The organism is Myroides sp. DW712, assembly GCF_046557355.1.
Classification (GTDB): Bacteria; Bacteroidota; Bacteroidia; order Flavobacteriales; family Flavobacteriaceae; genus Flavobacterium.
On the sequence record NZ_JBKFDO010000003.1, the window covers coordinates 63706 to 88093 of the forward strand.

Below are 24388 nucleotides of genomic sequence, written 5' to 3' on the forward strand. Positions count from 1 at the left end.
AGGCTGTCTTTTTAGGACAACCTTTTGTTTATCGTTTTAATGTTAGTACAAGGAGAGCATGCTATGTCCATTGTGTGTCTATACTAATTGCTTGATTTAATAGAGTCACTATGGACTCATTATGGACGCACCCCAAAGAAAACGGGTATGTGTTCATTGTTTATACTAACGAATGTCTTGTCATTTCTTCGGGTTGAGGTAAGCCCATCAATTTTAGAATGGTTGGAGCAAGATCACCTAAAACGCCGTGATTGATTGTTTTAATATCTTTATCTACTAAGATGATCGGCACTGGGTTTGTGGTATGTGCCGTATTCGGTGTACCATCTTCATTCAACATGGTTTCACAGTTTCCGTGATCGGCTAATACGATAGTAGTATAATCATTGGCCAAAGCCGCTTCGATGACTTCTTTGACACATTGATCCACCGCTTCACAAGCTTTGATTGCTGCTTCCATTACTCCCGTATGTCCAACCATATCGCCATTAGCGAAGTTTAAGCAGACAAAGTCTACTTCGCCCTTTTGCAATTCAGGAATCAAGGCGTTTTTTAAATCAAACGCACTCATTTCGGGTTGCAAGTCGTAGGTCGCTACTTTGGGTGACGGGCATAAAATACGTTGTTCACCTGGAAAAGGCAACTCTCTTCCTCCAGAGAAGAAGAAGGTAACGTGTGGGTATTTTTCCGTTTCGGCAATGCGAATTTGTTTTTTTCCGTGGTGTGCAATGACTTCCCCTAGTGTATGATGTAAATTCTCCTTGTCATACACCACGTGTACGTTGCGGAAGGTATCGTCATAGTTGGTTAAGGTAACGAAATACAAGGGTAGTGCTTTCATGCCATGCTCAGGGTAGTTATCTTGCGAAAGCACTTGCGTTAATTCACGCCCGCGATCGGTACGGAAGTTGAAGAAAATCACTACATCGTCAGCCGCGATGGTCGCCAGGGGGTGGCTATCTTTGTCCACCATGACGATTGGTTCGATAAATTCGTCTGTCACATCATTGGCATAACTGGCTTCTACACTTTTTACTGCATCGGTAGAGTGATTTCCTTTTCCTTCTACTAATAAATGGTACGCTTTGGCTATTCGCTCCCAGCGTTTGTCGCGATCCATGGCATAGTAGCGTCCAATAACCGAAGCAAGTTTAGCAGGCGAATAGGCGATGTGTTCCGTTAAGTTTGCCAAGTGTTTTACCCCAGATTTAGGATCTACGTCACGTCCATCTGTAAAAGCGTGAACAAAGATATCTTGTAAACCATAGTCTACAGCTGCGTCAAGTAAACCGTATAGGTGTTTCTCATGTGAGTGAACTCCACCGTCAGATAGTAAACCTAAAAAGTGTACTTTTTTGTGGTTTTCTTTTGCATAGGCAAAGGCTTTTTGTAAGGCTGGTTCTTGAGCAATGTTTTTTTGCTCCACTGCCATATTGATTTTGACCAAATCTTGGTAAACAATGCGTCCAGCACCTAAATTCATGTGACCTACCTCTGAATTTCCCATTTGACCTTCTGGTAAACCTACATTGAGTCCGTCAGTTAATACATATGTATTAGGATATTGCGTATATAAACTATCTATAAAAGGTGTATGTGCCTGTGCGATGGCTGATACGTTAGGGTCCTGTGTTTTCCCCCAGCCATCCAGTATCATTAAAATTACTTTCTTATTCATGTTGTGTTTTTTATGGTTGAGATTTATCCTAAGACAAATTTACAGATTGTATAGTTAACTTCTGCTTTTTGAGGGGAGATTCCTGTATTTTATTTAAAAAAAAATCCATTTCTGTTCTTGAGCTTTGAAGTTTTAAGGAAATTGTGATTTTTGCGTAAAAAAAAATCTCAAATTGGAGATAATGATAAAAAAAATCATAATTGTTCATATAGAGGGGTGATAATCATTTGTTTAGTAAGAATATTTTTTTATTTTTACGACTTCGTAATTAAAAATAACCCCTATTTCAATACAAAATAATGAATTACAAGCAGTGGATAGTGGCTTCAGCCGCTTTGGTTTTAGTTGGTGCAGGTATTGCCAAAAATTCAATACAATTTGATCTTCCTTCCATTCAATTGGATGTAGACCGAACGGAAGATACAGAGAAAGTAGAAAAAAGAGAAGTAACAGCCGAAGAGCATTTTGCTTTAAAAGCGAATATGCTGTTCCAAACCTTAGACGTAAAAGCATTTAATGCTCCTTCAGAAAAAGTATTTACCATGGCATTAAAAGGCTATTTCAAAATGCAAGAAGAAGGACTAATTAAAAATAATAAATTGACGATTGTTGATTTTAGTGTTTCTTCTACCCAAAAGCGTTTGTGGGTCATTGATATGGAACAAAATACCGTATTGTTAGAATCTGTCGTTGCCCATGGTAAAAAGACAGGAGACGAGTTTGCTACGGCTTTTTCGAATCGCATTAATTCGCATATGAGTAGTCTAGGTTTTTATAAAACGGGAGAAACCTATCAAGGGGGAAATGGTTTTTCTATGCGTTTAGATGGATTAGAAAAAGGGATTAACGATAATGCACGTGCGCGTGCAATTGTAGTTCACGGTGCAGATTATGCCTCACCAGCCTTGGCGTTAAAACAAGGAAGATTGGGAAGAAGCTATGGTTGCCCCGCAGTTCCAAACGAAGTAAACAAAGAATTGATTGAGCTAATCAAAGATGAGTCTTGTCTGTTTATTTATTCTGCTCAACAAGATTATTTGAAAAAATCTAGATATTTAATTTAAATATAATGAAATAATAAAAAAAAATGCCTGTCAAGTGCTAAACTTGACAGGCATTTTTTTTTGAAGAGGGATAAAAAATATAGAAATAGAAAAAAGATTATGTTGTACTTTTGAATAGAAACAGTCTAAAAAGTTTAATTTATAATACAAAAATGAGGATGAAGAAAACAGCTGTATTACTTGTACTGGCGTCCATGAGTTTGGTCGCTTGTTCGCAAAAAGAAAGCTCAACAGGGGCTACAGCGCCAAAAGAAGTAGAAGTATCTACTGTTGCTCCCACAGAATTAATAGGTAAAAAAGGTGTTTTAACCTATCCTGATTTTACGGCTTATATGACGTATGAGTCTGAAAACCGCTTGCATTGGAAAACGGTGAGTAAAGAGGGAAAAGTTGCTGAAGGAGAAGAGGCGGTGAGTTATAAGCGCATCAATGATCATATCTTTTTCCTGAGCTGGATTGAAGCCGATGGCTTTACCGTAAGCCAAGTTATTGATGTAGAAAACGGCAAGGTAGAAGCTTTTTTAAGTTTTGGTGATGATCAGAGCGAACGCGGAAAACGCGGTTCTTTAGCTACAGCGGCTACTTTTGCTTTTGAAGAATAAGAGATGAGGTCATCGATATCGTGCTTGTTGATGCGCATCGTATAGAAACAGAACATAAAAAAAGCCTGTAGGTGTTAACTGCAGGCTTTTTTATGTTATAGAAGACACGCTTATTTACTTAAGCGTTTATAGAGTTCTTCATCGTATTTATATATATCTTGGAAATACGTAATATGTCCTTTTGAATCTACCTGAACCGTCCAGTACAACAAGTGAACATCAATAGGCGTATCACTGACCGATACACTCTTCGTTTCTTGTGTAGCGACAATTTTTTCTACATCTTCTTTGGTTAGATTAGGAGAAGCGAGTTCAAAAATATACGAGGTTAAATCAAAAGGATTTTGTACGCGTACACAGCCTGAACTCAAATTTCGATTGTTGCGAGCAAAGCCCCATTGACTAGGGGTATCATGTAAATAAACTGCGTGGTTGTTTTGAAACATAAATTTCACACGTCCTAATGTATTCCCTTGACCACCTTTTTGCACGTAACGGTAAGACGTTCCCTTGCTTGCATCCCAATTTTCAGGAGAAACGACTTTTCCTTGACTGTTGTAAATCGTGAAATTTAATCGCGAAAAATAGGAGAGATCGTTGGAAGCTTTCGGAACTAAGTCATTCTTTTTAATGGTTGGTGGTACTGTCCATGTAGGGTTTAATACCACGGTTGTTAAGGTTGAACTTAGAATAGGCGTTTTGCGTGCAGCAGTTCCCACTACAACTTTATGCTGTTGGATGGTGTCTTGATTGGATACAGAAACTAAACTATAGGCTGGGATATTCACCAAAATATAATGAGATGAAAATTCACGTGGAAACCAGCGCCAACGCTCTAAATTGACAATGATTTTTTCCTTTAACTTGTTTTCTTCCCGCAACAAAGCATCGATGGTTTTGGTATCGGTAAAGCCTGTCGCATTTAATTTTTTTTGGGTTTGAAATGCTTTAATTGATTGCGCCGTTCCCTGGTCGTAAATAGCATTAGTTTCAATACTATCCCCTAACTGATCCAAGAAAATCAAGTGTTTTTTTAAGGCGATAAGCTCGGGAATTGTATCGTTTAGTTTCGCTTGTTTGAACGGTTTTAAACTATCTTTTTCTAAGGCATAATAAGAGGAAAGTTTATTTCTCAATTGGGTGTATACCGGTTGTTTGGTGCGAATACTGTCATAGGTGAGCCCAATGTTTTTATGTTCTAAGGCCAATAGCATAGTTGCACTCGTATTTAACGGCTTAGGTGTGATTTCCCAATCACCATAGAGGCGTTTGGCTCGTATGCTACCGTTAAACAAATGGTCTAAGGTATTGACATACATAGTGGAAAATAAAAAATCCGCTTGAATTTTATCGGTTTCTTTCAATTGCTCATAGGTCGCATTTAAATTGACGAGTGTGTCCAAGGATTTTGGAGTTATGTTGATTCCATCATATTTCAAATCAGCTACACTTTCAATCAGTTGTTGACGATTATCGGCATGAAACCAGCCCAAATGATAGTCGTTGTTCTTGTAAAAAAGACGAACATCTTCTTGGAGTGCGCTGGTTTGTAGGGAATCAAATTGAATGTTGGGCACTTCATTTAGCGCTTCAACAATTTCATTTTCACCATAGATGACTCGCATGGCCTGTTTGCTTCTCTCGCCACAAGAGGAGAGCACGCAAGTAAGCAACACGGTTGGGAGTAGTAATTTCTTAATCATATAGCAAGATTATAAACCAAAAATACTGAAAATAATTTACATTTAGGATATGATTGTTGTTTGAGTTTTGACAGAAGTCCTAAAATGGAGGGAATAAACTAATATTTTTGGAAGTAAAAAACCGGACTGTTTTCTATTTTTAAACTGGACTAGAAGGGGAGTGAAATCTCCTCCTACATTTGCTGCATACAAATGGAATACTTATTATTTTATGAAACGTCAATTTTACGCTGCTTTAACATTTTGTAGCTTTCTGTCTGTTGCTTCTTATGCACAAGACAAGGGTGCAACAACCGAAGCAAATCCGATGAAGGAGATTGTTATTTACAATCAACGTTTGCAACTTCCCAGTACGTTAAAGAATCGCAATATAACGGTGGTCGGTCAGGATCAAATCAAGCAACTACCAGTCAGTTCGATTAATGAGCTATTGAGTTTTGTTGCAGGAGTAGATTTGAGACAACGTGGTCCCAACGGCACACAAGCGGATTTGAGTATTGATGGGGGAAGTTTTGAACAGAATATCCTCTTGTTAAATGGTCAAAAGATTTCGGATCCTCAAACGGGGCATAATTCACTGAATATTCCTGTTCCCTTAGAAGCAGTAGAACGCATTGAGATTGTACGTGGCCCTTCTGCGCGTTTATACGGAATTAATAGCTTGACCGGTGTGGTGAATATTGTAACGAAGAATCCAAAAAAAGATGGGATTTTTGCCGCTGTGTACGGCGGTTCTAGCTTTAAAAAAGACAAGGAAGAAGACCACAACGAAACGTATAATAATCGCGGTGTTCAACTAGGGGGAACCTTTGTGCGCGAGAAAGACAATCACTTGTTGTTTGCTAGTCACGATTCTGGTAATGGATACCGTTACAATACTGCTTATCACAATAACAAGGTGTTTTACCAAGGTAATATTGTACCCAACGATCAAAATATGTTTATGATTTTAGCGGGACATGCCAATAGCTCTTTTGGGGCAAATGGTTTTTATGCAGCACCTGGAGATAAAGAATCCAAGGAGATTGTCAGTACGACAATGTTTAACTTGAGTTCTCGTCACTATTTATCTGATCGCTTGACTTTGATGCCCAGTGTAGCCTATCGCTATAATTTTGATGATTATCGCTATTACCGTCAGCGTTTGGATGTGGCCAGAAGCAGACATTATACGCATGCGATTACGTCCAATGTTAATGGAGAATATACCGCAGATTACGGAAAATATACCTTTGGTGGGGAAATGCGTTACGAAGAAATTAATTCCACCAATATTGGAGACCACAGTAAGAGTAATTACGGCTTTTTTGCCGCTTTTCAGCGCGATTGGTTTGAGAAGCTTGACGTGAATATTGGGGCTTATATCAACTATAATACGAAATACGGATGGGAGTTTTTTCCTGGAATTGATGCTAGCTATTCGTTTACTCCGCATTGGCAAGCAACGTTTAATGCTGGAACAGCAAGTAGAATTCCGTCGTTTACAGATTTGTACCTAGATCAACGCCCTGGAAACATCGGAAATCCCGAGTTATCTCCAGAAAAAGCCTACCAAGTGGAAGTAGGTGGAAAGTATAGAAAGGATCGTTTTCAAGCAGAGGCCTTTGTGTTCTATCGCGATATTGATGATTTTGTGGATTGGATTCGCGTGGATACGAATCAGCCCTATCAACCGTATAACGCTTCAAAAAATAAGACCAAAGGGATGAATGCAGCCTTGCGTTATCGCTTAGGAGAAGCAGTTTCTCACTGGAATTTAGGGCTTTCTTATACCTATTTATCACCAACTATTGAAAACAAAGCTGGAACGGGAGTACTTTCTAAGTATTCTTTAGAGAGCTTGAAACATCAAGTCGTTGGGACGGTAAATTATACGCAAAATAAATTTAGTGTAACCTTAGCCAATCGATTCAACGAACGATTGACCTATAAGAGTTATTGGATTACGGATATTCGTCTGAACTATGCCTTGGATAAGCTGAAGTTCTATATAGATGCTCAGAATATATTTGATACAACCTATATTGAGGCAGGCGCTGTGCCTATGCCAGGTAGATGGTTCACTCTAGGGATAAAATTTGATGGGCTGTAAACTATACGAATGTTTTAGTTAGTTGCTTAGTGGAGATGGGAGAAGAGAAATGAGAAAAGCGTAGATTCTACTGCTTTCTTATTTCCTTCTCCCATTTTCTATTTCACGCATTACGCATCACGATTAATCACTAATCACTAATCACTAATTTTCATTCCCTTTTTATTAATGGTAAACGCGCGGAATTTTACTTCTACTTGGGCTTGTCCATTTTCAAAGCTACTTGCATATTCGTATTGAAAGGGAATCATGACTCTTCCCTGTCTGTTGATATAACCGAATAAATTGTCTTTGGAAGCAAGGGCTAATCCTTCAGAGAAATTGCCAACAAACTCATAGGAAGCGGGGATGATTTGGTCTCCCGTTGTGGAGAAAAAGCCCCATAATCCTCCTTCATAAAAGGCAATTCGCTCTTCACTACTCGTTTGTAATTCTTCATAAATATAAGGAATAACCACTTCTCCTTTGTCGTTAATCGCTCCTTGATAGCCTTCATAGGTGACAATAGATACATTATCAACAAAGGATTCTATTTGATGAAACAACGGTTCAATAAAGAGGTCGCCAGTTTTGGTTTTAATGCCAAAAAGAGATAGTTCGGGGTCTTGAAACCAGCGTAAATTAGTTGCGAATTTAAAATCAGGGTCGTTTTTTAAATCGATAAAAACAGTATCGGAGGTCGCTTGTACTAAAGGAATGAGATGCTCCTTCCAAGCGCTTTTAGCTTCACTTGCGTGGAGTGATAAACTAAAGGTGCAATGAAGTCCTACAAAAAGACTAATTGCAAGAATTTGTTTCATAAAGTGATTGATTTTAAATCGTTTGCACTATTCAGGTTTTCGGTAAAAGGTAGTTCCACTAGCCTGTGCTTTTGGAAAAATGGTCATATCGGCCAATTGCACATGATCGGGTTGATTGATGACATAAGCAATAGCATTGGCAATATCGTCGGGAGTTAAAGGGGCATATCCTTTATATACTTGATTGGCTTTGGATTGGTCTCCTTTAAAGCGAACCATAGAAAACTCGGTTTCCACCGCTCCAGGTGCTACATTAGTTACTTTAATTCCCTTTGTATTTAAATCAATACGCAAACCTTTTGAAATCGATTCTACTGCTGCTTTAGAAGCACAATAAACAGCGCCATTGGCATAGGTTTCTTTTCCTGCTATAGAAGAAAGGTTGACAATATGTCCTCCTCTTTGATGAGCTAATAACAAAGGTAAAACAGCTTTTGTCACGTAGATTAATCCTTTGACATTGATATCAATCATCGCTTCTAAATCTTCCAAGTCTGCATCTTGAAAAGAGGATAGACCATGTGCATTTCCTGCATTGTTAACGAGAATATCAATGGCTTTCCATGCTTCAGGTAAAGAAGCGACAGCCTGAAATACTTCTTCTCTATTGCGAACTTCAAAGGTTAGGATATGGGTTTCAGTGATTTGATTTAACTCCTGAGCTAAGGCTTCTAATCGCTCTTTTCTTCTTCCACAAAGAATTAAACGATGATTAGGTGCTAATGCTTTTGCTGTAGCTTGTCCAATACCAGAAGATGCTCCTGTGATAAATACGGTTTTCATATGCGAGGGTGTTATAATATAGTTTGTTTTAGACCTTGTAATATACATAACCAAAGGTAATTGAAAAAAGACTTTTCCTCTATGCGATCGACTTTTTTTATCTCCACTTCTTTAAATTCTCCTGCGGAGTTTTTGTGAATGAACCAATTACCCACTTTGGAAAGTATCTTTCGTTTTTTTTCTCCATTCTTACGGTATAAAGTTACCTTTAAATCTTTGTAATTCATACCGAAAGTCCCTGTGGCAACTTTGTTGTTTCCAGTAAAATTGAATTTTACCAAATCTAGATTCCCTTCTGTAGAGGCTTTGACATACGGTTGTAAAAACGGTTGCATGGCTGTAGCTGGAAAATTCTTTATGGTTCCGCTAATTTGAAAGGCATCATTTCGGTTGAGAATATTAAAGGACCAGTCAACATGGAGGGGAGCAGCATTCATAAATCTGGCATCCACTGCAATGGTCGTTGTAGGTACTTGTTTGCGTTGATATCCGCTGTACACATTTTGAATCACGGCATTAAAATTACCAAAGGTTAATTTTCCTGGTGCGACTGCCTTTTGGTCGTATTCTTCGTATTCTAAGGTTGTATTGGCGATGCGCACTTGTTGAACTTCCAGGGTAAAAGGAATGTCGCGTAGCTTTTTACTGAACAACGGTTTGATGCTCATATTAAAGGTTGGGGTTTTATCGCGAAAGATATTGGCATTAACCTGATCTAGGTGAATTTGGTCTGCCTTAAAAAATAAAACAGCTTGCGAATCAAAGCCCCAGGTATAGTGATCTAAGGTAATAGATTTTGTTTTAATTGTAAATATATCGTCCGCATATTTAAACATACTCACCATTTTTTTGCGGCTGTACTTGGGTAAGAATTCAAAATTAGTACAGGTCAAGCGATTGTTTTTACCTTGTACTTTTCCAATGTTAAGGTTGTAAAATTGTCCCGTATCCCATTGGATAGAATCGGCGGAAAAGGCAAGGCCTTGGTAAGTAAAAGGCAACGTTTGTGTTAGAGTATGCTCATCAATCTGAATATGGGTGAGTGCCGCTTCCAATGCATTGGCTTGGAAGATTTGCGTTTTGTTTTTTCCTGCAACCGACCTAAAGTTTCCGTTCTGAATCGCAAGAGTATCAATTTGGACTAAATCGTCAAAAAATACATCTACTTTAGGTGTCTTTGTTTTCGCTTTTGTCTTTTTATCGGGTTGATGTAAAGCGATGACAGGTTGATGGAGTGAAAGCGCTCCAATATGAAGTTGTTCTTTCGCTTTGTTGGTAACGCGTTTGAGGTGTAAACTTCCTTGGTTGACAATCCATTGATTGCGGGAATTGATTTGAATACGATCCATATCAATGGAGTGAATGGTTAAATCAAAAGGCAATAGCTTAGGGTTAACCGCTGTTTTGACTTCCTTCTTACGGGTTGATAACGGATTAGCTTCAACAAGGACTTCTACTACAGGAGTTTGAATTTGATCAATGTGCAAATAGAAGTCGGATTGATTTTTATAGCCCCAGTCGGTGCCCTTTAAACGCAAGGAAGGTACTTCTATGGTTAAGAGTTGCTGAGGTAAGTCGGCTTTATCCTTCGTTTTTGTTAACGGTTTTAACGCCAGACGCTTGGTGCTAATTTGATTGGGATTAATTTGAATTCCGTAGATGTCCAAGCGCTGTGTATCAGAAACTAAACTATTTACCGAATCACAAGAAATCGTATAGTCCGTATAGGTAAAGGGAATCGGTTTATCTTGGGTTTCTACGCCAAAGTGAATGCCTTTAAGCAGGGCATTAAAGTTGTGTACCTCATGTAAACGCAGATTTTGTTCTACATCGTGTAGTACAACATGGGCTTGTTTTACTTCGATGGTTTTAATGTCAATCGCTTCTATAAATTGATGTGCAGATGCTTTCGTGCTATCTTTTGCGGTTGTATGTTGAAAAACTTGAATATCAGGTTGAATAATCGCAATCCCTTGAGCCGATAGATGATGTCTTTTAATCAGGTCCCAGAGGGCAACGCGTTGAATATCGATTTGCTGTAAGTGTCCTTTGAGATATGATAAGGTGTCCGTTACTGTTGTGGCCTTGGGCTCAATCGACACTTCTTTAATCGTCAGTTTGCGTTCTGCAATCGAATAGTGTACAGATTTATAGGCTAAATCATAAGGAGAATCATTTTTCTCTTCAATAATCGCAGGTAGATACTGGTTGAGAAGATGGTTGATTATCCATTGTCCCGAACAATAAAGAGCTACAGCAACAAGGAGTATACCACCTATTATTTTATGTTTCTTTTTCAATTGCATTGTTTCATTGCTAGAAGTTTACACTTAAAGTTACATTTTTTTTGTTACTTACTTTATAATCAATTGATGTTTTCTCAATAAACCTTCCAAAGCCTCTTTAGCAAAGATGGCATTTTTTAATTTGGTAGAGTCGGGGTCAATATCAAAATTATAGCTGGTATAAAAGTCCACTTTTTCCGCTTTCGCTTTGGTGAAATTGGCGCGATAGAGGTTGCAATTGTCAAACATGACTTGGGAGAGGTCTGCCTCCATAAAATCAGCACTAATCAGACTGCAATTAATAAACGTTGTTCGCTTGAGATTTAACCCATAGAACAGGGTAAATTCGAGGTTGCAGTCTGTAAAAGAAAACTCAAAAATCGTTTGATCAATCATGGTAAAATTTACATGCGTAAAATTACAGGTATGAAAATGGCAGTTTCTCAATCCAACATAATTAACGGCTGCATTTTTAAAGGTACAATTTTTAAAATCACAATCGATAAATAGCGTGGATAAGAAGGAGCAAGCAGTAAAATCGCAGTTGATAAATTTACAATTCTCATATTCTTTAAATGAGATACTATTGAGCTCAAATATGTCGTTTTCAAAGGTCTTGTCGTAGATAAAATCAGGTATCATGGGCGGTATAAGAGTAAAAAAAGCCTAATACAGATTAGGCTTAGGAGTTATTCAATAATATGAGGTACAAATCGGCTTTTGTCTGTGGTAATGCGTTTATCACTTTCTCTAAAAGTAATTCCGCAAGGTTCTTGTCCAATGATCCAGCTACCAATGATAAAATAGCCTTTTCCCTTATTCGGTAAGTTGGCTAAGGCTTGGCAAATATATCCTTCATCACCATAGTCGCCTTTAGTTGCCTCTGCGATTTGGTTGTTGATGTATAAAGTAACATTGGCGCCTTCACGAGAGAGCAGTGGTTTTTTGACAAAATTTTGCATGCCTTTAGGCTCGTCAAAATACGACGCTAGCAAGAGCGGATGATTGGGATATAACTCCCATAAAATAGGTAAAATTGCCTTGTTGGATAGAATCATTTTCCACGAAGGTTCAATCCATTGTGCCTGGGCCATATCATTTGGAATGTGTAAGGCAAAGCGCTCGTAGATTAACCATTCCCAGGGATATAATTTAAAAATATCAGTGATTATTTCATCCTCTAAATCTGTAAAAGTCTCTCCATCCCAACCAATATCATCGATATAGATGAGCTTAGTTGGAATACCTGCTTGTATGGCGCAATCACGTAAATACTCCATATTGGTTAAGTCTTCCAATGTTTCACGCATGCAAGAGAAATGCAAGGTATTCCCTTTTAGATAGGCTTTGGCTTCTTTCCATGTTTCGATTAAACGATCGTGTACCGAGTTAAACTGATCCTTGGTTGTGCCAAAATAGGTGTCCATCCATTGCCATTGTACAACACCTGTTTCGTATAAAGAAGTGGGGGTGTCAGCATTAAATTCGAGAACTTTCAGCTGGTTGTGTACTGTGTCGTATACAAAATCAAAACGCCCATAAATACTCAATTCATCCTTTTCCCAAGAGCGTTCAATGTGCTCGTGAAAGAAAAGGGGAATTTGAAATTGGTCGTATAATTTATGGGTAATTACGTGGTCTACAGCCTTGAGGCACATGTCCCACAAATCTGCAGTAGCTGCGTATACGTCATCCGCAAAAGACTCAGAAATACTGTAGTAGTAGTCCTCAATCCAATAGGGAACGTTATTTTCATCTGTATGATAACCAAATCCGTTTTGTTCCAATCGCTGTTTCCAATTGGGGTTTGGTGTAAGGTATTTTAGTTGCATGTTGTTCAATTAAGAAGCGGCAGAATTGCTCTTAGCCGTGTGACCAAACCCGCCACGGGCTGTTTGTTTTTTATAGGCATCTGATTTAGCTGTATTGGTTCCTACATTGGATTGAGGAGATATACCTGGACTGGTATAGCCCATACCTCCGCCCATCATTGGACGGAAAGCCATATACCATAATAAAGCACTGCCCATTCCCATTCCACCGCCACTGCGTTGTTGATTGTATTGATCCGTTACTTCTGTATAGGGTGCACTACTGTCTGCCCGCATATAAACGCGTTGTTGTTCTTCTTTGGTTTCAGTAGGTTTAGAACAAGAAGCTAACGTAGCTGTAATTAAAACTAAAGAAACGGCTTTACTACTTTTTTTCATACTATTCTACTGTTACGTAAATTGGAATTTTCTCTAAGCTCGTAGGTTGAGTATCCCCCCAGTCGCTCACATTTTTTGCTGTGGTGATTGTGTCCACCTTTTGTTGTACCATTTTGCCATTCACCCAAATGGTTTGAGCAGTGATATGGTAAATACTATCGCCAGAAGAAATTGTTTTTAACGTTACTTCTCGTGCGGATTTTTTATCAAGGGATTCTAAATTCTGTTTCGGTTGTTGGCTACAAGCGGCCGTGATTAGCGCAAGAAAACTCGTGATTCCGATTGCTTTTTTCATTGGAGCAATTATTTTTAGATTGAGGAACAAAGTTTGAAAATAAAATTTGCTTATGCAATGCTTATTTGAGAAAATGAAAGTTCTTGTAAGATAGTTAATTAAATTGGGACACGTGAGATTTCTTTTTATTTTTGCTAGTAAAAGGGAGGCTATGGAAGAAATCGCTATCTTACAGATTAATGATATTACGCATAATAATTTGCAGACAGATTTTTATGCCAATACGCTGTCCCAACACCTTATTGACAACCACAGTCATATTGAGCGCCCACATAAGCACAATTTCTATGTAGGGGTTTTGTTTACAAAGGGAACTGGGATTCACGAAATTGATTTTAACCGCTATGAGGTAAAACCAGGATCAGTCTTTATGTTAGCCCCTGGGCAGACACATAGTTGGGAGTTATCTGAAGATATTGAAGGTTACATCTTTTTTCATACACAGAATTTTCTCGACTTGTATTTGTTGAAAGAATCTTTGCGGGATTATCCGGTATTTCGTTCAGCTTTTTATCCCAATCACGTATGTTTAGATGAAGAGCATACGCAGATTTTGTCTTTTGTCTTGCATCGCATGGTGGAAGAAGTGCGACAAGAACAGTGGAAGCGCAATCAACAATTGGTGAGTTTAACCTTGCTGTTTTACATTCAAACCAATCGTATTTTGTTGCGAGGCGAAACTTTTAAGACCATCAACAACAACCTATATGCTACCCATTTGCAGTTGTTTGAAGAATTGATTGAAAAAAACTTTGCTGAAGAAAAATCAGCAGCGGTTTATGCCAATTGGATGAATATGACTCAAAAACACTTGAATCGCGTTTGTAAAACAATGGTCAATCAAACCACCACGGATATTATCTTAGATCGCGTGGTTTTGGAGGCCAAACGCATGATGATTTATACGGATTACCCCCTAAATGATATTGCATCTATTTTGGGCTATGACGACTATTCCTATTTTTCTAAACTATTTAAGAAAAGAGTGGGGGAAACCCCTAAAGAATTCTTTAAGCGATACCAGTGAGAACTGGTTTACGGTTGACAGTAAATAAAAAAGCCCTGACCATTGGTAAGGACTTTTTTGCACGGGTGGAGGGATTCGAACCCCCATCAACGGTTTTGGAGACCGCTATTCTACCCTTGAACTACACCCGTTTTTGTTTCAAGTGGTGCAAAGATAATTAACTTTTCGAAAGAAACTATTCTTTTTTATAAAATATATTTAACCAAATAATGCGAGATAATCGGTAGTTAAACGTCCAACATAAAAGGAGAACAACTACAATGGCGATAAAGGTTTGAAGTAGAGTGATATGCACATCAAAAAGGGCATTGATGATTAATCTCAATACCATTACAGCACACATTTCAGCTACAGTAAGACCATAGCTTACATACATCCCTCCAAAGTAAAAACCAGTCTCTCTATGGAAATTATACCCACAGTTTGAACATTCTTTCGTCATTTTCGGCATGCGCATGGTAACGGGATTTCCCTTGTCATAGAATAAATCTACTTTGCCACAGTTTGGGCATTTTCCACTTAAAACTCTTGATATATATGACATAAGATAATTTTTATGCAAAGTAAAGTAAAAATACTGAAATGTATAGGTTTTAAAATGCTGTATTTTGGTGTAATTCGGACATTTTAGTATTTGTTTTCTTGTTTATTGTTTTTTCTTTTCGTCCTATTGACTTGATTGCCTTTGAATAGTTGAAAAAAGATAAAGACATTAGGGTGGTTGAGTGATGTATAGCTAAAAAAACAGCAGTATCTGTTGAGGTACTGCTGTCGATTGAAATTATTGTTCTTCTGTATAAGATTCTTCTTCTATTTCTTCTCCTTCATTCGTTGTGTTTTCCCTAATGTTTAGGTACTTTAAGGGATTGGTAGAAGATTCGTCATTGTAGTAATCATCGAATTCTTTAACCAAATTAGCGATTTCTTCTAGAGACATCACATCGTTTTCATCTTCTGTTACATTATAATACTCTGTAAGTCTGAGGCGGTCGGTGTCGTATTTTTTTCGAATGGCTTTTCGTTGAGCTGCATAAATGGCACGATCCATGCCGTATTTTCTGTAAATTTCTTTTTGTTCAGCTCTATAACTAGCATCTAAGGCTTTTAAATCTGCCTTTAAACCGTTGTCTTGAATGTCAGCCAAATCCAGTTCTACCTTCTTTTGTGCCCAAATATCCATTTGATCTTTGGTTAGGGTACGCTGAATGAATAACTGATACGAATTTATTACCTTCTTTTCGGTTTCTTTCTTTTCTACAGGTAACATATCGGTGCGATCATTTAGCGCTTGTAAGTCTCTCTTAATGTATTCATTTTTAACAATAAATGAAGCTTCTTGTTTTTGACTCAATCCCAATTCAGCTTTTTGCTGTAGGATGTTTTCTATATCTTTATATACAATAGGTTCACTAGTTGTGTGAATGACCGGTTTTCGTTGCCCATAAGAAGCAGAAAAAGTCAGTAGAAGGAGGGATAGTGAGATAATCTTTTTCATTTTTTATTCTTTTTTTCTGTTGCAAATTTAGTGTAAAATAATCTTTTTTCTTCCGAAGCATAGCGAAAAAAGTAGGGATATATACCGACTTTTTCTTTCTTGTCTATCCTTCGCTTATCGGTTTACAAAAAAGCGGGGAAATACACTTTAATCTCTTGTTTTTTGTTCTCGTTTTCAGGAGATTATCACCGCTTACAAAATTAAACATATGTTTATTAAAAATAGTTAAAATTTTTTAAAAAATGGATTTTGATAACGCTTATATTTGTTTTCAGGTGGTTCTGACCTTTCATTATGTGAAAGTAGAAACTCCTTTCGCTTAAATAAACGCTAAATCTGCTTTTTTGTTTTATTTTTAGTTGCGTTTTGTGAAAAAATTTATTGAAATTAGTTGCTTCGATTTATTTTTAGCTTTTGAGTTTGTTGTGTATTTCCCTTTTTTTTATGATAATTGTTTTTATTATTGTTGTATGCAAGAATCATGCCTGTTTTTAATTTTAAGAAAAAATTATCATTTCAAGTGGTTTTGGATTCCTCTTGCTATGGGAATATGGTGCTGTTTGCCTGTGCAAGCTCAACGCGCGAAGCAACAAATTAAAGTTCTAGGGCAAGGAACAACACTTGATTCAATCCACATTACAGATGCAAAAGTTGGAGCTCTTTTTCTAGAAGTAAAAAGTTATTTTGAAGAATATAGTTCCACCCAACCTGCTAGTGTAATTCAACTCTATTTTCAGGAACGAACGAAACAAGGAGATTTAGTTGTTCGCTATGTATATACCCATAAATTGCTCGATTTTCACATCCAAACCACGATGACCTATCCCGACAAGAGTAAACAGGTCTTTGCGTTTGATCGCTCTCGTCGTGTTCCCTTAGAGGTCGCTTTAACCTTAGGGTATAGACAACAGCAACTGGAAGTTGATTTGCTGTAATTGACTGATTGGCATAGGAACATGCTAAAAAAGAAATGGATGTTAAGTTAATTTTTCGTTTTCGTGAGCTTTATTTTTTGTAATGCTTGGTTTTTTTTCTACTTTGCGTACTCCTAAGGGAAAAATGTACAACAAAAACTCCAATGATTCATGAAAAAGCCAGCTATTCTTACTTTACTTTTGTTAACGATGAGTACTGGTGCATTTGCTCAAATGGCACTAGATCGAATTGATGCCAATCCGAAATGGAAACAATATGACCATTTTTATGAGCAAGATGCTTCGAGTATTTATCCGCATGACCGTATTGAATATGAACTAGAAGAGGGTCGTATTAACAGTTATCGCTTATATTATAAGGATGAATTAGGGAAAGTGTTTGATGTGTTTTACGATGACCAAGGTCGGGTGTATCAAGAAGTTTTGATGTATGATGCGGATCGAGGTCAAGTGCGGGAAGTCGTTTTTGAAAGTGCCTTCACGTACGATGAGCAAGGGCGATTGATTGATGATGGGGAACATACCTATACTAAATTTGTCAAAGGCAGACCGATGATTGTGACATCTCGGGAGTACTCTGAGGATTATGAACGCGGGTTTAGTACTGTACGCGCCTATAATGAAAGTGGAAGCATTCGTTTAGAAAAGACAACGTTTTTTGAGGAAGGCGAAAAGAAAATTCGCATTAGTACTTATAAATATGATTCATGTGGAAATGTGGTGGAAGTGAGTACTCGTACAACGGTGGCTCCGACCTACACCAAACAGAAAAGACGCAAAAAAGACAAAACACCACCTCGTCGCCCTGTAATTGAAAAAGAAGTATTTGCTTATGAATACGACGGCGATTGTATTTGGACCAAAAAATACAAGGTAGAAAATGAGGAAAAAACACTCTTACGCGAGAGAGAGCTTGTGAAATAGCACAAAAACCAATCAAACTATATTATGTAAAGCTCAATGAATCTAGTATTCATTGGGCTTTTTTTTAACTAGTATGATGGCTATCACAAAGAGATTGATTATTTTCGTTTGCGTGATAAATAAACCAGCGTATGTATAGATTAACTTTCTTTTTTATAGGGCTCTTCCTCATAGGTTGTGGGAAGAAAGAGTTGAAAAGGACGTGGAGTTATGATATGTTAGGCGATACACTTTATGAAGTGGATTGGTTTAATGGAGCTCCTGAAGGACAATTGGAATTAGCTTTACAACTTTATATCTCAACTGTTGGAGATACCATTGTGAATCAGTTCTACTACTATACAAAGGAAGGGGGTATCGATACGTTAAAAAGTGAATTCTATAGTTTGCAAATAATCCCATCCGATACCCTTCATCGATATAAAGGTATACTTGTATTGCATTCCCGATTCGATACGTTGCGTGTAAATGAAAAAAATAGGCGAAAATTGCAATTGTTGTATGATGAATTTACAGATAGTTTACTTTTAGGATCAGCCATATCGGAACGAAGTAATCGCTTGGTGTTTTACTATAGCAATACAATTGACCATCACTTAACAGGTGTTTTACTACAAGATGTTTTTCGCGATACGATTGTTGGGCAAGATACGTTGTTGAACTATGGAAAGACTAGGCTATTGGTAGATACACGAACTTCGACAAACAATACGTTTATTGAGAGCCACCGTTTTTTGAAAGTAAAGCGTTTAGGCTATAAAGGAAGTTATTTTTTAGAATAAACAATACAAGAATGATCACACAAGAGACTATTATATTGGAGGATAGTAATGCAGTGAATCCAAACCAGGAGAATCCAGATCTGGAAACCTCAAACTCGGCTGTTGTATTTTATTCTGCTAACGCAATACAACTAGCCACTTTTTTAGGCGGGCCGCTTATTGGAGGATACTTGATGCGAGACAATTACCGTACACTAGGAGAAAAACAGCAAGGTAAGCAAGCCCTTTGGTGGGGAATAGCAGCTACGATTTTGGTTTTTGGAGGACTTTTAGCGCTTCCATCTACGGTGTCAGAGCGAATTCCTAATTATATCTTACCTGCTATTTTTGCTGGTGTAATTCGATGGATTGTAGAAGTGAAGCAAGGAGCTGTATTGCGCCAACACAAGGAACAGAACTTAGCCTTCTACTCCAATTGGCGAGCTGCAGGACTAGCGCTACTTTCTGCTTGTATGATAGCGCTTACGGTGTTTTTTACTGTTTTTTTATGGTCCAATGATCCTGCTTACGAAGCCTATCAGACGCAATTGGAAACATTTACCCAAAATGAACAAGAAACCCTAGTTTTTTACGATGATTTGTATACCAAAACCAGAGAAGAACTGTTGAGAGAATTGAATCTATTCGTTTTACCCAAATGGGAGGAAAATGTAGCATTAGCGCAACAAGCAGGGCAAGTGGAAAATTTCCCTGCAGAATTGCAAGAACATCAGAAAAACTTGCTGAAATATAGTGAATTACGAATGAAAGCCTTCAAACTATTTCGACGTGCTATCGAAGAAGATACGGAACAATATAGCGAGGAAATAGAAAAAATACACTTGGAGATAGGGGAAGTATTAGAACAATTGAAGTAAGTGCAAATGAAGAAATCCTGGCTTGACACTATCGTTATTGGGATCAGTAGGATCCTTAATCTTATCCTCTATGTACTCCGGATGGGAGGACTGATTGTAATGGTGTTGGGAAGGCATTTGGTACATGTATGGCGCAAGAAAAGGTAGGGAATACAGGTGTTATCGTTTAGCATAAAAAAAGTAGATGGAAGTAATGGGTTTACTCTGTGGTAGTAGAATAAAAATAGTACTCCAGTTTCTACTGCTGTTAATTGCAGTGAAACTACTCTGTTTAGGGGTGCTATTTTTTGTTGTTGATCAGCATGGGATGGAATTACCTGTTCACCGCGCTCGGATGGAATTAAAACAAGGAAATGTCTGGTATATGTTTGTGCTAATTGCCTTCGTTGGACCTCTACTAGAAGAAGGGATGTTTCGGTTACCTTTGGTCTTCAGTCCCTTTAAGTGGAGTGTTTCTTGTGCGATTGTAACCCTTTATCTCTATTCATTTTTTAGCGGTACGCGATTGGATTCCTTCGACTTTTGGAGCGCTCGACTTTTACTTGCTAGTACAGCGGGACTTTGTTCTTTCGGGTTGTGTTATTGGGGAAAGAGCTTTTTACATCGCTACTGGTTGAGGCGTAGAAATAGTATGGTATTTGTGCTGTCTTTTCTCTTTGGCTTATCTCACCTGATGAATTATGATCGCCTTAGTTTAACTCTTTTAAGTAGTGTCGTGCTTGTATTTCCATATTTTATCTCGGGATTGATTTATTCTTATGTTCGGTTAAATCATTCTTTTTATATCGCAGTACTTTTGCATATCCTTTTTAATAGTATTGGATTTTCACTGACTCATTTGCTATAGGTGGAGGATAGAATATTGGATAAATAAAAAAACCTCAGAGCAAGTCTGAGGTTGATAGCTTCTTTTATTGTGCTACTCTATAGTAGAAGGTATAGAGGGGGTCTTTTGCTGTGGAAAGATTTATATTTAACTGTATAATTTAGTGTCAATCTAACGGAGGAATCTTGGTACTCTTGCCTTGTTTTTTGTCGTTATTCTAATACGGTTGTGTATTAAGGAATAGACTTTACTTCCCCACCCATTTTGTGAGGCCGAAAGACCGGGAAATGTATTATTATTGAAATTAAATAGATGATTCTTTTGTTGCTAGTTTAGTATAATGGTATATAAAATTATGATTTTGAAGTTTAATAATTTATAATGGCTAAGGTACAAAAAAAAGAGTCCGAAACTAATTTCGGACCCTTCTTTTAATATATTATTTATATCTAATAAATCTGGTTTTGAATAGACAAATGTGTTTTCGTAACATACATTCCAAACATCTAATAATTCAGAAATAGTAACTGAATTCTCTTGCTTTGAATATTTGTCATATTTATCCCATTTCTCTTTTAAGACATTCTTTGATAAGGAATCAAAAAATTGGTCTATGGTTTTTTTATCCATTGTCTTAATTTTTTAAATGACTATCGTCAACTTTATACCAAGATAATTTGACAACAAAAAACCAATTTAAAATTATTGTTTAAATTGGTTTTTTGTTGATTGATAGATTTAAACTTCATTTATTCTTTTAATGTTTCTTATTTCACTAATTAAAATATTTATAGCGTTTAATTTAATTAGATTTGGAGTTTCATTTTCTTTAAAATCAATTCCAATAATGTCGAAATTTAATAATGTATAATCTTTAAGACTAATTTCAAACCTAATTTGAAATTTAGTTTCATCCAAATATTTAAAATTAATTTTAAGTCTAATAACCGAATCATTTTTTGATAATGTATCTACAAAATCGGTGTCATTATATATAACTATCTCACTATTTTCAATAGATTTTAATACTAGTGAAATTTTTTGTATTAATAAGTCTTTTATCCTTTCATTATCTTTCATTATCTTGTTTTTAAAGTAAGGTATAAATTTACCAAAAAAACAGTACAATCTTCTTTTTATATATTTAAAATTCACCATAATTTATTTTTATTTTATATGTATAATAAAACAACAAAAACTTGCATAACTCGCTAATTATTCGTAACTTATATATACAAAATGAGAGAAATATATGAATATTTTTGAGTTCTTTAAAAAATTCCCAAATGAAGAATCTTGTAGAATACACTTCAAAAATCATAGAGATAAAGTAGGTGTAATTTGTAAAAAGTGTAAAGGTGAGCATCACTATTGGTTATCTACAATCCAATATTACAAATGCAAACAATGTGGTTTTAGAACATCATTAAAAAGCGGTACTGTGATGGAAAATTCAAAACTACCTTTCCAATATTGGTACATTGCTTTTATGTTTGCTACTTCTACTAAAAAATCATTTTCATCACTTGAAATACAAAGACAACTAAATCACAAGTTTTACGAGCCAATATGGTCAATGATGCACAAAATTAGGCGAGTTATGTGTAAAGCTGATGAAGAATATAAACTAGAAGGTTCAATTGAATTAGATGAAGGATTCTTTGTAACAGTTCCCAACAAAGAAGAACGAAAAGAAAAGCAAGAATTAAAACGTGGTGTTGGTAGCCAAAGAAATTCAAAAGTATTGGTTATGGTTGAATCAGAATTAAATCCTAATCAAACTAATCAACACAAAGCCAATCGTATTGTAAAACGCCTTAAAATGGTTCATATTGAAGATTACAAACACAATACGTTGAGCAAAGAACTAGAAAAAGCAGTAGAATCAAAAAAGACCTATTTAATTACTGATGATGGTAGGCATTACAGCAAATTAAAAGGTCTAGTTAAAAGTCATACTTCAATCAATACTAAGAATCTAAAATCTGATAAAGTACTACCTTGGGTACACAAAACAATATCAAACGCAAAAAGATTATTCTTAGGTATTCACCACTCTATCGGTAGAGATTACACACAAAACTATCTTAGTGAATATTGCTTTAAATTCAATAGAAGAAATGAAGTGGATATATTCGATGAATTATTGGCTTGCTCAGTCAAGAATACTTGGTACTAACACAAAAAAATTAGGCCAACCTTTTAGTTTTCAATACCATTTCAACAGTGCTTCTAGACTGATCTATTTGACTTTTTCTAATAGGTAATTGATTATAAAAACCTGACGTAGTTAAATCGGAAGGCATAATTCTTTTAAAATAGTTTCTCTTTATCTCTTCAAATCTATCAGGATATTCTTTTTCTAATTTTTCTAAAAGATGATTATAAAAACTTAAATTTTTGATTTTATAATCATCCATACTTTCTGCATTCCAATCATCTAGGGACAAGTAATCATTATGATTATACAAATAACCTTTAATAATTTTTATACAAAAGCCAACACAAGTAGTTATATCTTTAATATTACTTTCTGTGTAATATTCACCTGCGTTGCTATAATACGAACCATCAAAAACAAAACCAAATTCAGGATTCGCTTCTTCACTAATCAACTCACAATGCGCTTTAAAGTTTAATATAAAATTTTCATTTTCTTCAAAAATATCTAACTTTTTTATATAAAACCATTCTGGTATATCAGTATTTTTTTTAATATAAATTGCAGTACCATCAAAATGAAACAAAGTTAACTCACCACCTAATGATATAATAATTCCACTATGAAACCCCTCACCACTATCATCTAATTCTATCCCTATCCCAATAAAATCATCATTTTCGTTACAATCTCGGACTTTAATTATTTCATCTCCTATTTTATTCAGCTGTATTGACATTATAAAATTGTTCTTTTAGTTTTTGCTTCAATTAAGTTTTCAATGGTTTTAATTATATCTTGAATATCTTCATTATATCTAACACCCTTTGATATAAGTAAAATAGCTCTTAATCTATTAACATCAGCAACTTCATTACAAAATAATCTTAGAAATTTTCTACTTTCTTTAAACTTACCATTTGAATAATAAGATTTTAATTTTTTATGTATATGCTTTAATGGTTCAGTCCCAGTTAATGAATTATTAGTAGTCATAAATTCTTTAAAATCAGAATAAAAATCAAATTCATTAGAATTATATATATCACAAAATTCATAAACCATTTTATTATTGGAATTTAGTTTACCCCACGCTGATATAGTAACCTCTTTATATAAAAATTTAGCTAATACACTAGCTTGTTCTTCACTACAATTTATTTTATGCTCTATATCATTTTGTTCTATATGAATATTTGGTTTTTTTCCTCCACTATCAAATAACTTACCTTTAAAGAATTCAATATTATAGTAGTGTTTTATTTCCTTTCTTTCTCTTTTTAATCTAAATTTTTTATCAAAAAGAGGTATTATTGGTATGGTTTCATTGTTTTTTTTATATACAATGGCTTTGAAATTATAGTTAGATTCTTTAATAATATCTTGAACGATCGTAAGATTTGATACATAAATATTTTGTCTATCAGGTGAGTTATCTGATACTTTTTTTAAGTTTTCATAAATCGTTGAAGCATTCTCTATACTTACTTCAGCACTACCTGATTTTAATCCTATTCTTATATTGGGATTATTTTCTGCTTCAACAATTTTTGAAAAAGCATCAACAAGACGCACTAATATTTTAGTTGCATCTAAAGTCAAATTATCCAATTCAATATTTGAACCATCAGGGTATTTATCTATTATTATTTCTATCTTATCTTGCTCCATTGTTTTTAAATGTTGTGTAAATATATAAAAGTTAAGTATTAAATAACTAAATAGTTTATAAAAACTTATTGTAATACTATATGTATAAATAATTAAACAACTAAGAATCCATATAAAACAGCCTAGATTATTTTTTGAATTTAGGCTGTTTTATATTTAATATATGTTCTATCTTTGCTTTTTACGAAAAGAACAAAC

At 35.9% G+C, this 24388-nt stretch carries 24 protein-coding genes and 1 tRNA gene; 10 read left to right on the forward strand and 15 right to left on the reverse strand.

Going from position 1 to position 24388, the window contains the following annotated elements; translation table 11 throughout:
• Positions 1–160: 160 nt before the first annotated feature.
• Positions 161–1678: a 2,3-bisphosphoglycerate-independent phosphoglycerate mutase gene (gpmI, locus tag ACLJX0_RS03325; protein WP_410878418.1), complete on the reverse strand. Its 1518-nt coding sequence runs from the start codon at positions 1676–1678 to the stop codon at positions 161–163.
• Between the two features lie 299 nt (positions 1679–1977).
• On the opposite strand from gpmI, the gene ACLJX0_RS03330 reads away from it, so the two are divergent.
• Entirely contained in the window at positions 1978–2742 is a 765-nt protein-coding gene (locus tag ACLJX0_RS03330; protein WP_410878420.1) for a murein L,D-transpeptidase catalytic domain family protein, read from the forward strand.
• Positions 2743–2900: 158 nt separating this feature from the next.
• Positions 2901–3344, forward strand: coding sequence for a MoaF-related domain-containing protein (locus tag ACLJX0_RS03335; protein WP_410878422.1), 444 nt, complete (start codon positions 2901–2903; stop codon positions 3342–3344).
• Positions 3345–3454: 110 nt separating this feature from the next.
• Here the strand turns inward: ACLJX0_RS03335 and ACLJX0_RS03340 are convergent, their stop codons facing one another.
• Positions 3455–5047, reverse strand: a complete 1593-nt coding sequence (locus ACLJX0_RS03340) for a L,D-transpeptidase family protein (RefSeq protein WP_410878424.1) — start codon at positions 5045–5047, stop codon at positions 3455–3457.
• Between the two features lie 211 nt (positions 5048–5258).
• On the opposite strand from ACLJX0_RS03340, the gene ACLJX0_RS03345 reads away from it, so the two are divergent.
• On the forward strand, positions 5259–7139 hold the full coding sequence (locus tag ACLJX0_RS03345) for a TonB-dependent receptor plug domain-containing protein (RefSeq protein ID WP_410878426.1): 1881 nt from the start codon (positions 5259–5261) through the stop codon (positions 7137–7139).
• Between the two features lie 137 nt (positions 7140–7276).
• Here ACLJX0_RS03345 and ACLJX0_RS03350 read toward each other — a convergent pair whose 3' ends face one another.
• From ACLJX0_RS03350 to ACLJX0_RS03380, 7 genes are read right to left on the reverse strand one after another with little or no spacing between them, the layout of a single operon-like run.
• Positions 7277–7939, reverse strand: coding sequence for a WG repeat-containing protein (locus tag ACLJX0_RS03350; RefSeq protein WP_410878428.1), 663 nt, complete (start codon positions 7937–7939; stop codon positions 7277–7279).
• Positions 7940–7966: 27 nt separating this feature from the next.
• Positions 7967–8722 (reverse strand): SDR family NAD(P)-dependent oxidoreductase, encoded by a 756-nt coding sequence (locus ACLJX0_RS03355; protein WP_410878430.1) that lies wholly within the window; start codon positions 8720–8722, stop codon positions 7967–7969.
• A gap of 11 nt (positions 8723–8733) precedes the next feature.
• Positions 8734–11028, reverse strand: coding sequence for a hypothetical protein (locus ACLJX0_RS03360; protein ID WP_410878432.1), 2295 nt, complete (start codon positions 11026–11028; stop codon positions 8734–8736).
• A 48-nt stretch (positions 11029–11076) separates the two neighbouring features.
• Positions 11077–11649, reverse strand: coding sequence for a pentapeptide repeat-containing protein (locus tag ACLJX0_RS03365; protein WP_410878434.1), 573 nt, complete (start codon positions 11647–11649; stop codon positions 11077–11079).
• A gap of 47 nt (positions 11650–11696) precedes the next feature.
• Entirely contained in the window at positions 11697–12839 is a 1143-nt protein-coding gene (locus tag ACLJX0_RS03370; protein ID WP_410878436.1) for a glutathionylspermidine synthase family protein, read from the reverse strand.
• Between the two features lie 9 nt (positions 12840–12848).
• Positions 12849–13217, reverse strand: coding sequence for a hypothetical protein (locus tag ACLJX0_RS03375; protein WP_410878438.1), 369 nt, complete (start codon positions 13215–13217; stop codon positions 12849–12851).
• A 1-nt stretch (position 13218) separates the two neighbouring features.
• Positions 13219–13512 (reverse strand): hypothetical protein, encoded by a 294-nt coding sequence (locus tag ACLJX0_RS03380; RefSeq protein ID WP_410878440.1) that lies wholly within the window; start codon positions 13510–13512, stop codon positions 13219–13221.
• A 151-nt stretch (positions 13513–13663) separates the two neighbouring features.
• On the opposite strand from ACLJX0_RS03380, the gene ACLJX0_RS03385 reads away from it, so the two are divergent.
• Positions 13664–14539 carry a helix-turn-helix domain-containing protein gene (locus ACLJX0_RS03385; RefSeq protein ID WP_410878441.1) on the forward strand — a complete coding sequence of 292 codons (876 nt, stop codon included), beginning with the start codon at positions 13664–13666 and terminating at the stop codon, positions 14537–14539.
• Positions 14540–14599: 60 nt separating this feature from the next.
• Here ACLJX0_RS03385 and ACLJX0_RS03390 read toward each other — a convergent pair.
• The 3 genes from ACLJX0_RS03390 to ACLJX0_RS03400 form a co-directional block, all read right to left on the reverse strand.
• Positions 14600–14670: transfer RNA gene (locus ACLJX0_RS03390), tRNA-Trp, on the reverse strand.
• Between the two features lie 44 nt (positions 14671–14714).
• Entirely contained in the window at positions 14715–15083 is a 369-nt protein-coding gene (locus tag ACLJX0_RS03395) for a DUF983 domain-containing protein (protein WP_410878442.1), read from the reverse strand.
• A 237-nt stretch (positions 15084–15320) separates the two neighbouring features.
• Positions 15321–16034, reverse strand: a complete 714-nt coding sequence (locus ACLJX0_RS03400; protein WP_410878444.1) for a hypothetical protein — start codon at positions 16032–16034, stop codon at positions 15321–15323.
• Between the two features lie 542 nt (positions 16035–16576).
• Between ACLJX0_RS03400 and ACLJX0_RS03405 the strand changes: the two genes are divergently transcribed.
• From ACLJX0_RS03405 to ACLJX0_RS03425, 5 genes are all read left to right on the forward strand, one after another.
• On the forward strand, positions 16577–16969 hold the full coding sequence (locus tag ACLJX0_RS03405) for a hypothetical protein (RefSeq protein ID WP_410878446.1): 393 nt from the start codon (positions 16577–16579) through the stop codon (positions 16967–16969).
• Positions 16970–17119: 150 nt separating this feature from the next.
• On the forward strand, positions 17120–17893 hold the full coding sequence (locus tag ACLJX0_RS03410; protein ID WP_410878448.1) for a hypothetical protein: 774 nt from the start codon (positions 17120–17122) through the stop codon (positions 17891–17893).
• A 131-nt stretch (positions 17894–18024) separates the two neighbouring features.
• A complete protein-coding gene (locus tag ACLJX0_RS03415) occupies positions 18025–18675 on the forward strand; it encodes a hypothetical protein (protein ID WP_410878450.1) in 651 nt (216 codons plus the stop codon).
• Between the two features lie 11 nt (positions 18676–18686).
• A complete protein-coding gene (locus ACLJX0_RS03420; protein WP_410878451.1) occupies positions 18687–19532 on the forward strand; it encodes a hypothetical protein in 846 nt (281 codons plus the stop codon).
• Between the two features lie 184 nt (positions 19533–19716).
• Positions 19717–20379, forward strand: a complete 663-nt coding sequence (locus ACLJX0_RS03425; protein ID WP_410878453.1) for a type II CAAX prenyl endopeptidase Rce1 family protein — start codon at positions 19717–19719, stop codon at positions 20377–20379.
• A gap of 717 nt (positions 20380–21096) precedes the next feature.
• Here the strand turns inward: ACLJX0_RS03425 and ACLJX0_RS03430 are convergent.
• Positions 21097–21438: a hypothetical protein gene (locus tag ACLJX0_RS03430; protein WP_410878455.1), complete on the reverse strand. Its 342-nt coding sequence runs from the start codon at positions 21436–21438 to the stop codon at positions 21097–21099.
• 172 nt (positions 21439–21610) lie between these two features.
• Between ACLJX0_RS03430 and ACLJX0_RS03435 the strand changes: the two genes are divergently transcribed.
• The gene (locus ACLJX0_RS03435; RefSeq protein WP_410878457.1) at positions 21611–22537 is read left to right on the forward strand and encodes an IS1595 family transposase; all 927 of its coding nucleotides are present in this window, start codon (positions 21611–21613) and stop codon (positions 22535–22537) included.
• A gap of 10 nt (positions 22538–22547) precedes the next feature.
• Here the strand turns inward: ACLJX0_RS03435 and ACLJX0_RS03440 are convergent, their stop codons facing one another.
• The gene (locus ACLJX0_RS03440) at positions 22548–23258 is read right to left on the reverse strand and encodes a hypothetical protein (RefSeq protein ID WP_410878459.1); all 711 of its coding nucleotides are present in this window, start codon (positions 23256–23258) and stop codon (positions 22548–22550) included.
• A complete protein-coding gene (locus tag ACLJX0_RS03445) occupies positions 23258–24190 on the reverse strand; it encodes a hypothetical protein (protein WP_410878461.1) in 933 nt (310 codons plus the stop codon). The genes ACLJX0_RS03440 and ACLJX0_RS03445 overlap by 1 nt, the downstream gene beginning before the upstream one ends.
• Between the last annotated feature and the right edge of the window lie 198 nt (positions 24191–24388).

Bases quoted from the DNA above. Each gene is read 5' to 3' on its own strand.
- ACLJX0_RS03440 (WP_410878459.1), bottom strand. From the start codon at position 23,258: ATGTCAATACAGCTGAATAAAATAGGAGATGAAATAATTAAAGTCCGA.
- ACLJX0_RS03355 (WP_410878430.1), bottom strand. From the start codon at position 8,722: ATGAAAACCGTATTTATCACAGGAGCATCTTCTGGTATTGGACAAGCT.
- ACLJX0_RS03435 (WP_410878457.1), top strand. From the start codon at position 21,611: ATGAATATTTTTGAGTTCTTTAAAAAATTCCCAAATGAAGAATCTTGT.
- ACLJX0_RS03330 (WP_410878420.1), top strand. From the start codon at position 1,978: ATGAATTACAAGCAGTGGATAGTGGCTTCAGCCGCTTTGGTTTTAGTT.
- ACLJX0_RS03375 (WP_410878438.1), bottom strand. From the start codon at position 13,217: ATGAAAAAAAGTAGTAAAGCCGTTTCTTTAGTTTTAATTACAGCTACG.
- ACLJX0_RS03395 (WP_410878442.1), bottom strand. From the start codon at position 15,083: ATGTCATATATATCAAGAGTTTTAAGTGGAAAATGCCCAAACTGTGGC.
- ACLJX0_RS03415 (WP_410878450.1), top strand. From the start codon at position 18,025: ATGTATAGATTAACTTTCTTTTTTATAGGGCTCTTCCTCATAGGTTGT.
- gpmI (WP_410878418.1), bottom strand. From the start codon at position 1,678: ATGAATAAGAAAGTAATTTTAATGATACTGGATGGCTGGGGGAAAACA.
- ACLJX0_RS03410 (WP_410878448.1), top strand. From the start codon at position 17,120: ATGAAAAAGCCAGCTATTCTTACTTTACTTTTGTTAACGATGAGTACT.
- ACLJX0_RS03360 (WP_410878432.1), bottom strand. From the start codon at position 11,028: ATGCAATTGAAAAAGAAACATAAAATAATAGGTGGTATACTCCTTGTT.
- ACLJX0_RS03405 (WP_410878446.1), top strand. From the start codon at position 16,577: ATGGGAATATGGTGCTGTTTGCCTGTGCAAGCTCAACGCGCGAAGCAA.
- ACLJX0_RS03445 (WP_410878461.1), bottom strand. From the start codon at position 24,190: ATGGAGCAAGATAAGATAGAAATAATAATAGATAAATACCCTGATGGT.
- ACLJX0_RS03350 (WP_410878428.1), bottom strand. From the start codon at position 7,939: ATGAAACAAATTCTTGCAATTAGTCTTTTTGTAGGACTTCATTGCACC.
- ACLJX0_RS03365 (WP_410878434.1), bottom strand. From the start codon at position 11,649: ATGATACCTGATTTTATCTACGACAAGACCTTTGAAAACGACATATTT.
- ACLJX0_RS03335 (WP_410878422.1), top strand. From the start codon at position 2,901: ATGAAGAAAACAGCTGTATTACTTGTACTGGCGTCCATGAGTTTGGTC.
- ACLJX0_RS03345 (WP_410878426.1), top strand. From the start codon at position 5,259: ATGAAACGTCAATTTTACGCTGCTTTAACATTTTGTAGCTTTCTGTCT.
- ACLJX0_RS03430 (WP_410878455.1), bottom strand. From the start codon at position 21,438: ATGAAAGATAATGAAAGGATAAAAGACTTATTAATACAAAAAATTTCA.
- ACLJX0_RS03425 (WP_410878453.1), top strand. From the start codon at position 19,717: ATGGAAGTAATGGGTTTACTCTGTGGTAGTAGAATAAAAATAGTACTC.
- ACLJX0_RS03380 (WP_410878440.1), bottom strand. From the start codon at position 13,512: ATGAAAAAAGCAATCGGAATCACGAGTTTTCTTGCGCTAATCACGGCC.
- ACLJX0_RS03400 (WP_410878444.1), bottom strand. From the start codon at position 16,034: ATGAAAAAGATTATCTCACTATCCCTCCTTCTACTGACTTTTTCTGCT.
- ACLJX0_RS03370 (WP_410878436.1), bottom strand. From the start codon at position 12,839: ATGCAACTAAAATACCTTACACCAAACCCCAATTGGAAACAGCGATTG.
- ACLJX0_RS03385 (WP_410878441.1), top strand. From the start codon at position 13,664: ATGGAAGAAATCGCTATCTTACAGATTAATGATATTACGCATAATAAT.
- ACLJX0_RS03340 (WP_410878424.1), bottom strand. From the start codon at position 5,047: ATGATTAAGAAATTACTACTCCCAACCGTGTTGCTTACTTGCGTGCTC.
- ACLJX0_RS03420 (WP_410878451.1), top strand. From the start codon at position 18,687: ATGATCACACAAGAGACTATTATATTGGAGGATAGTAATGCAGTGAAT.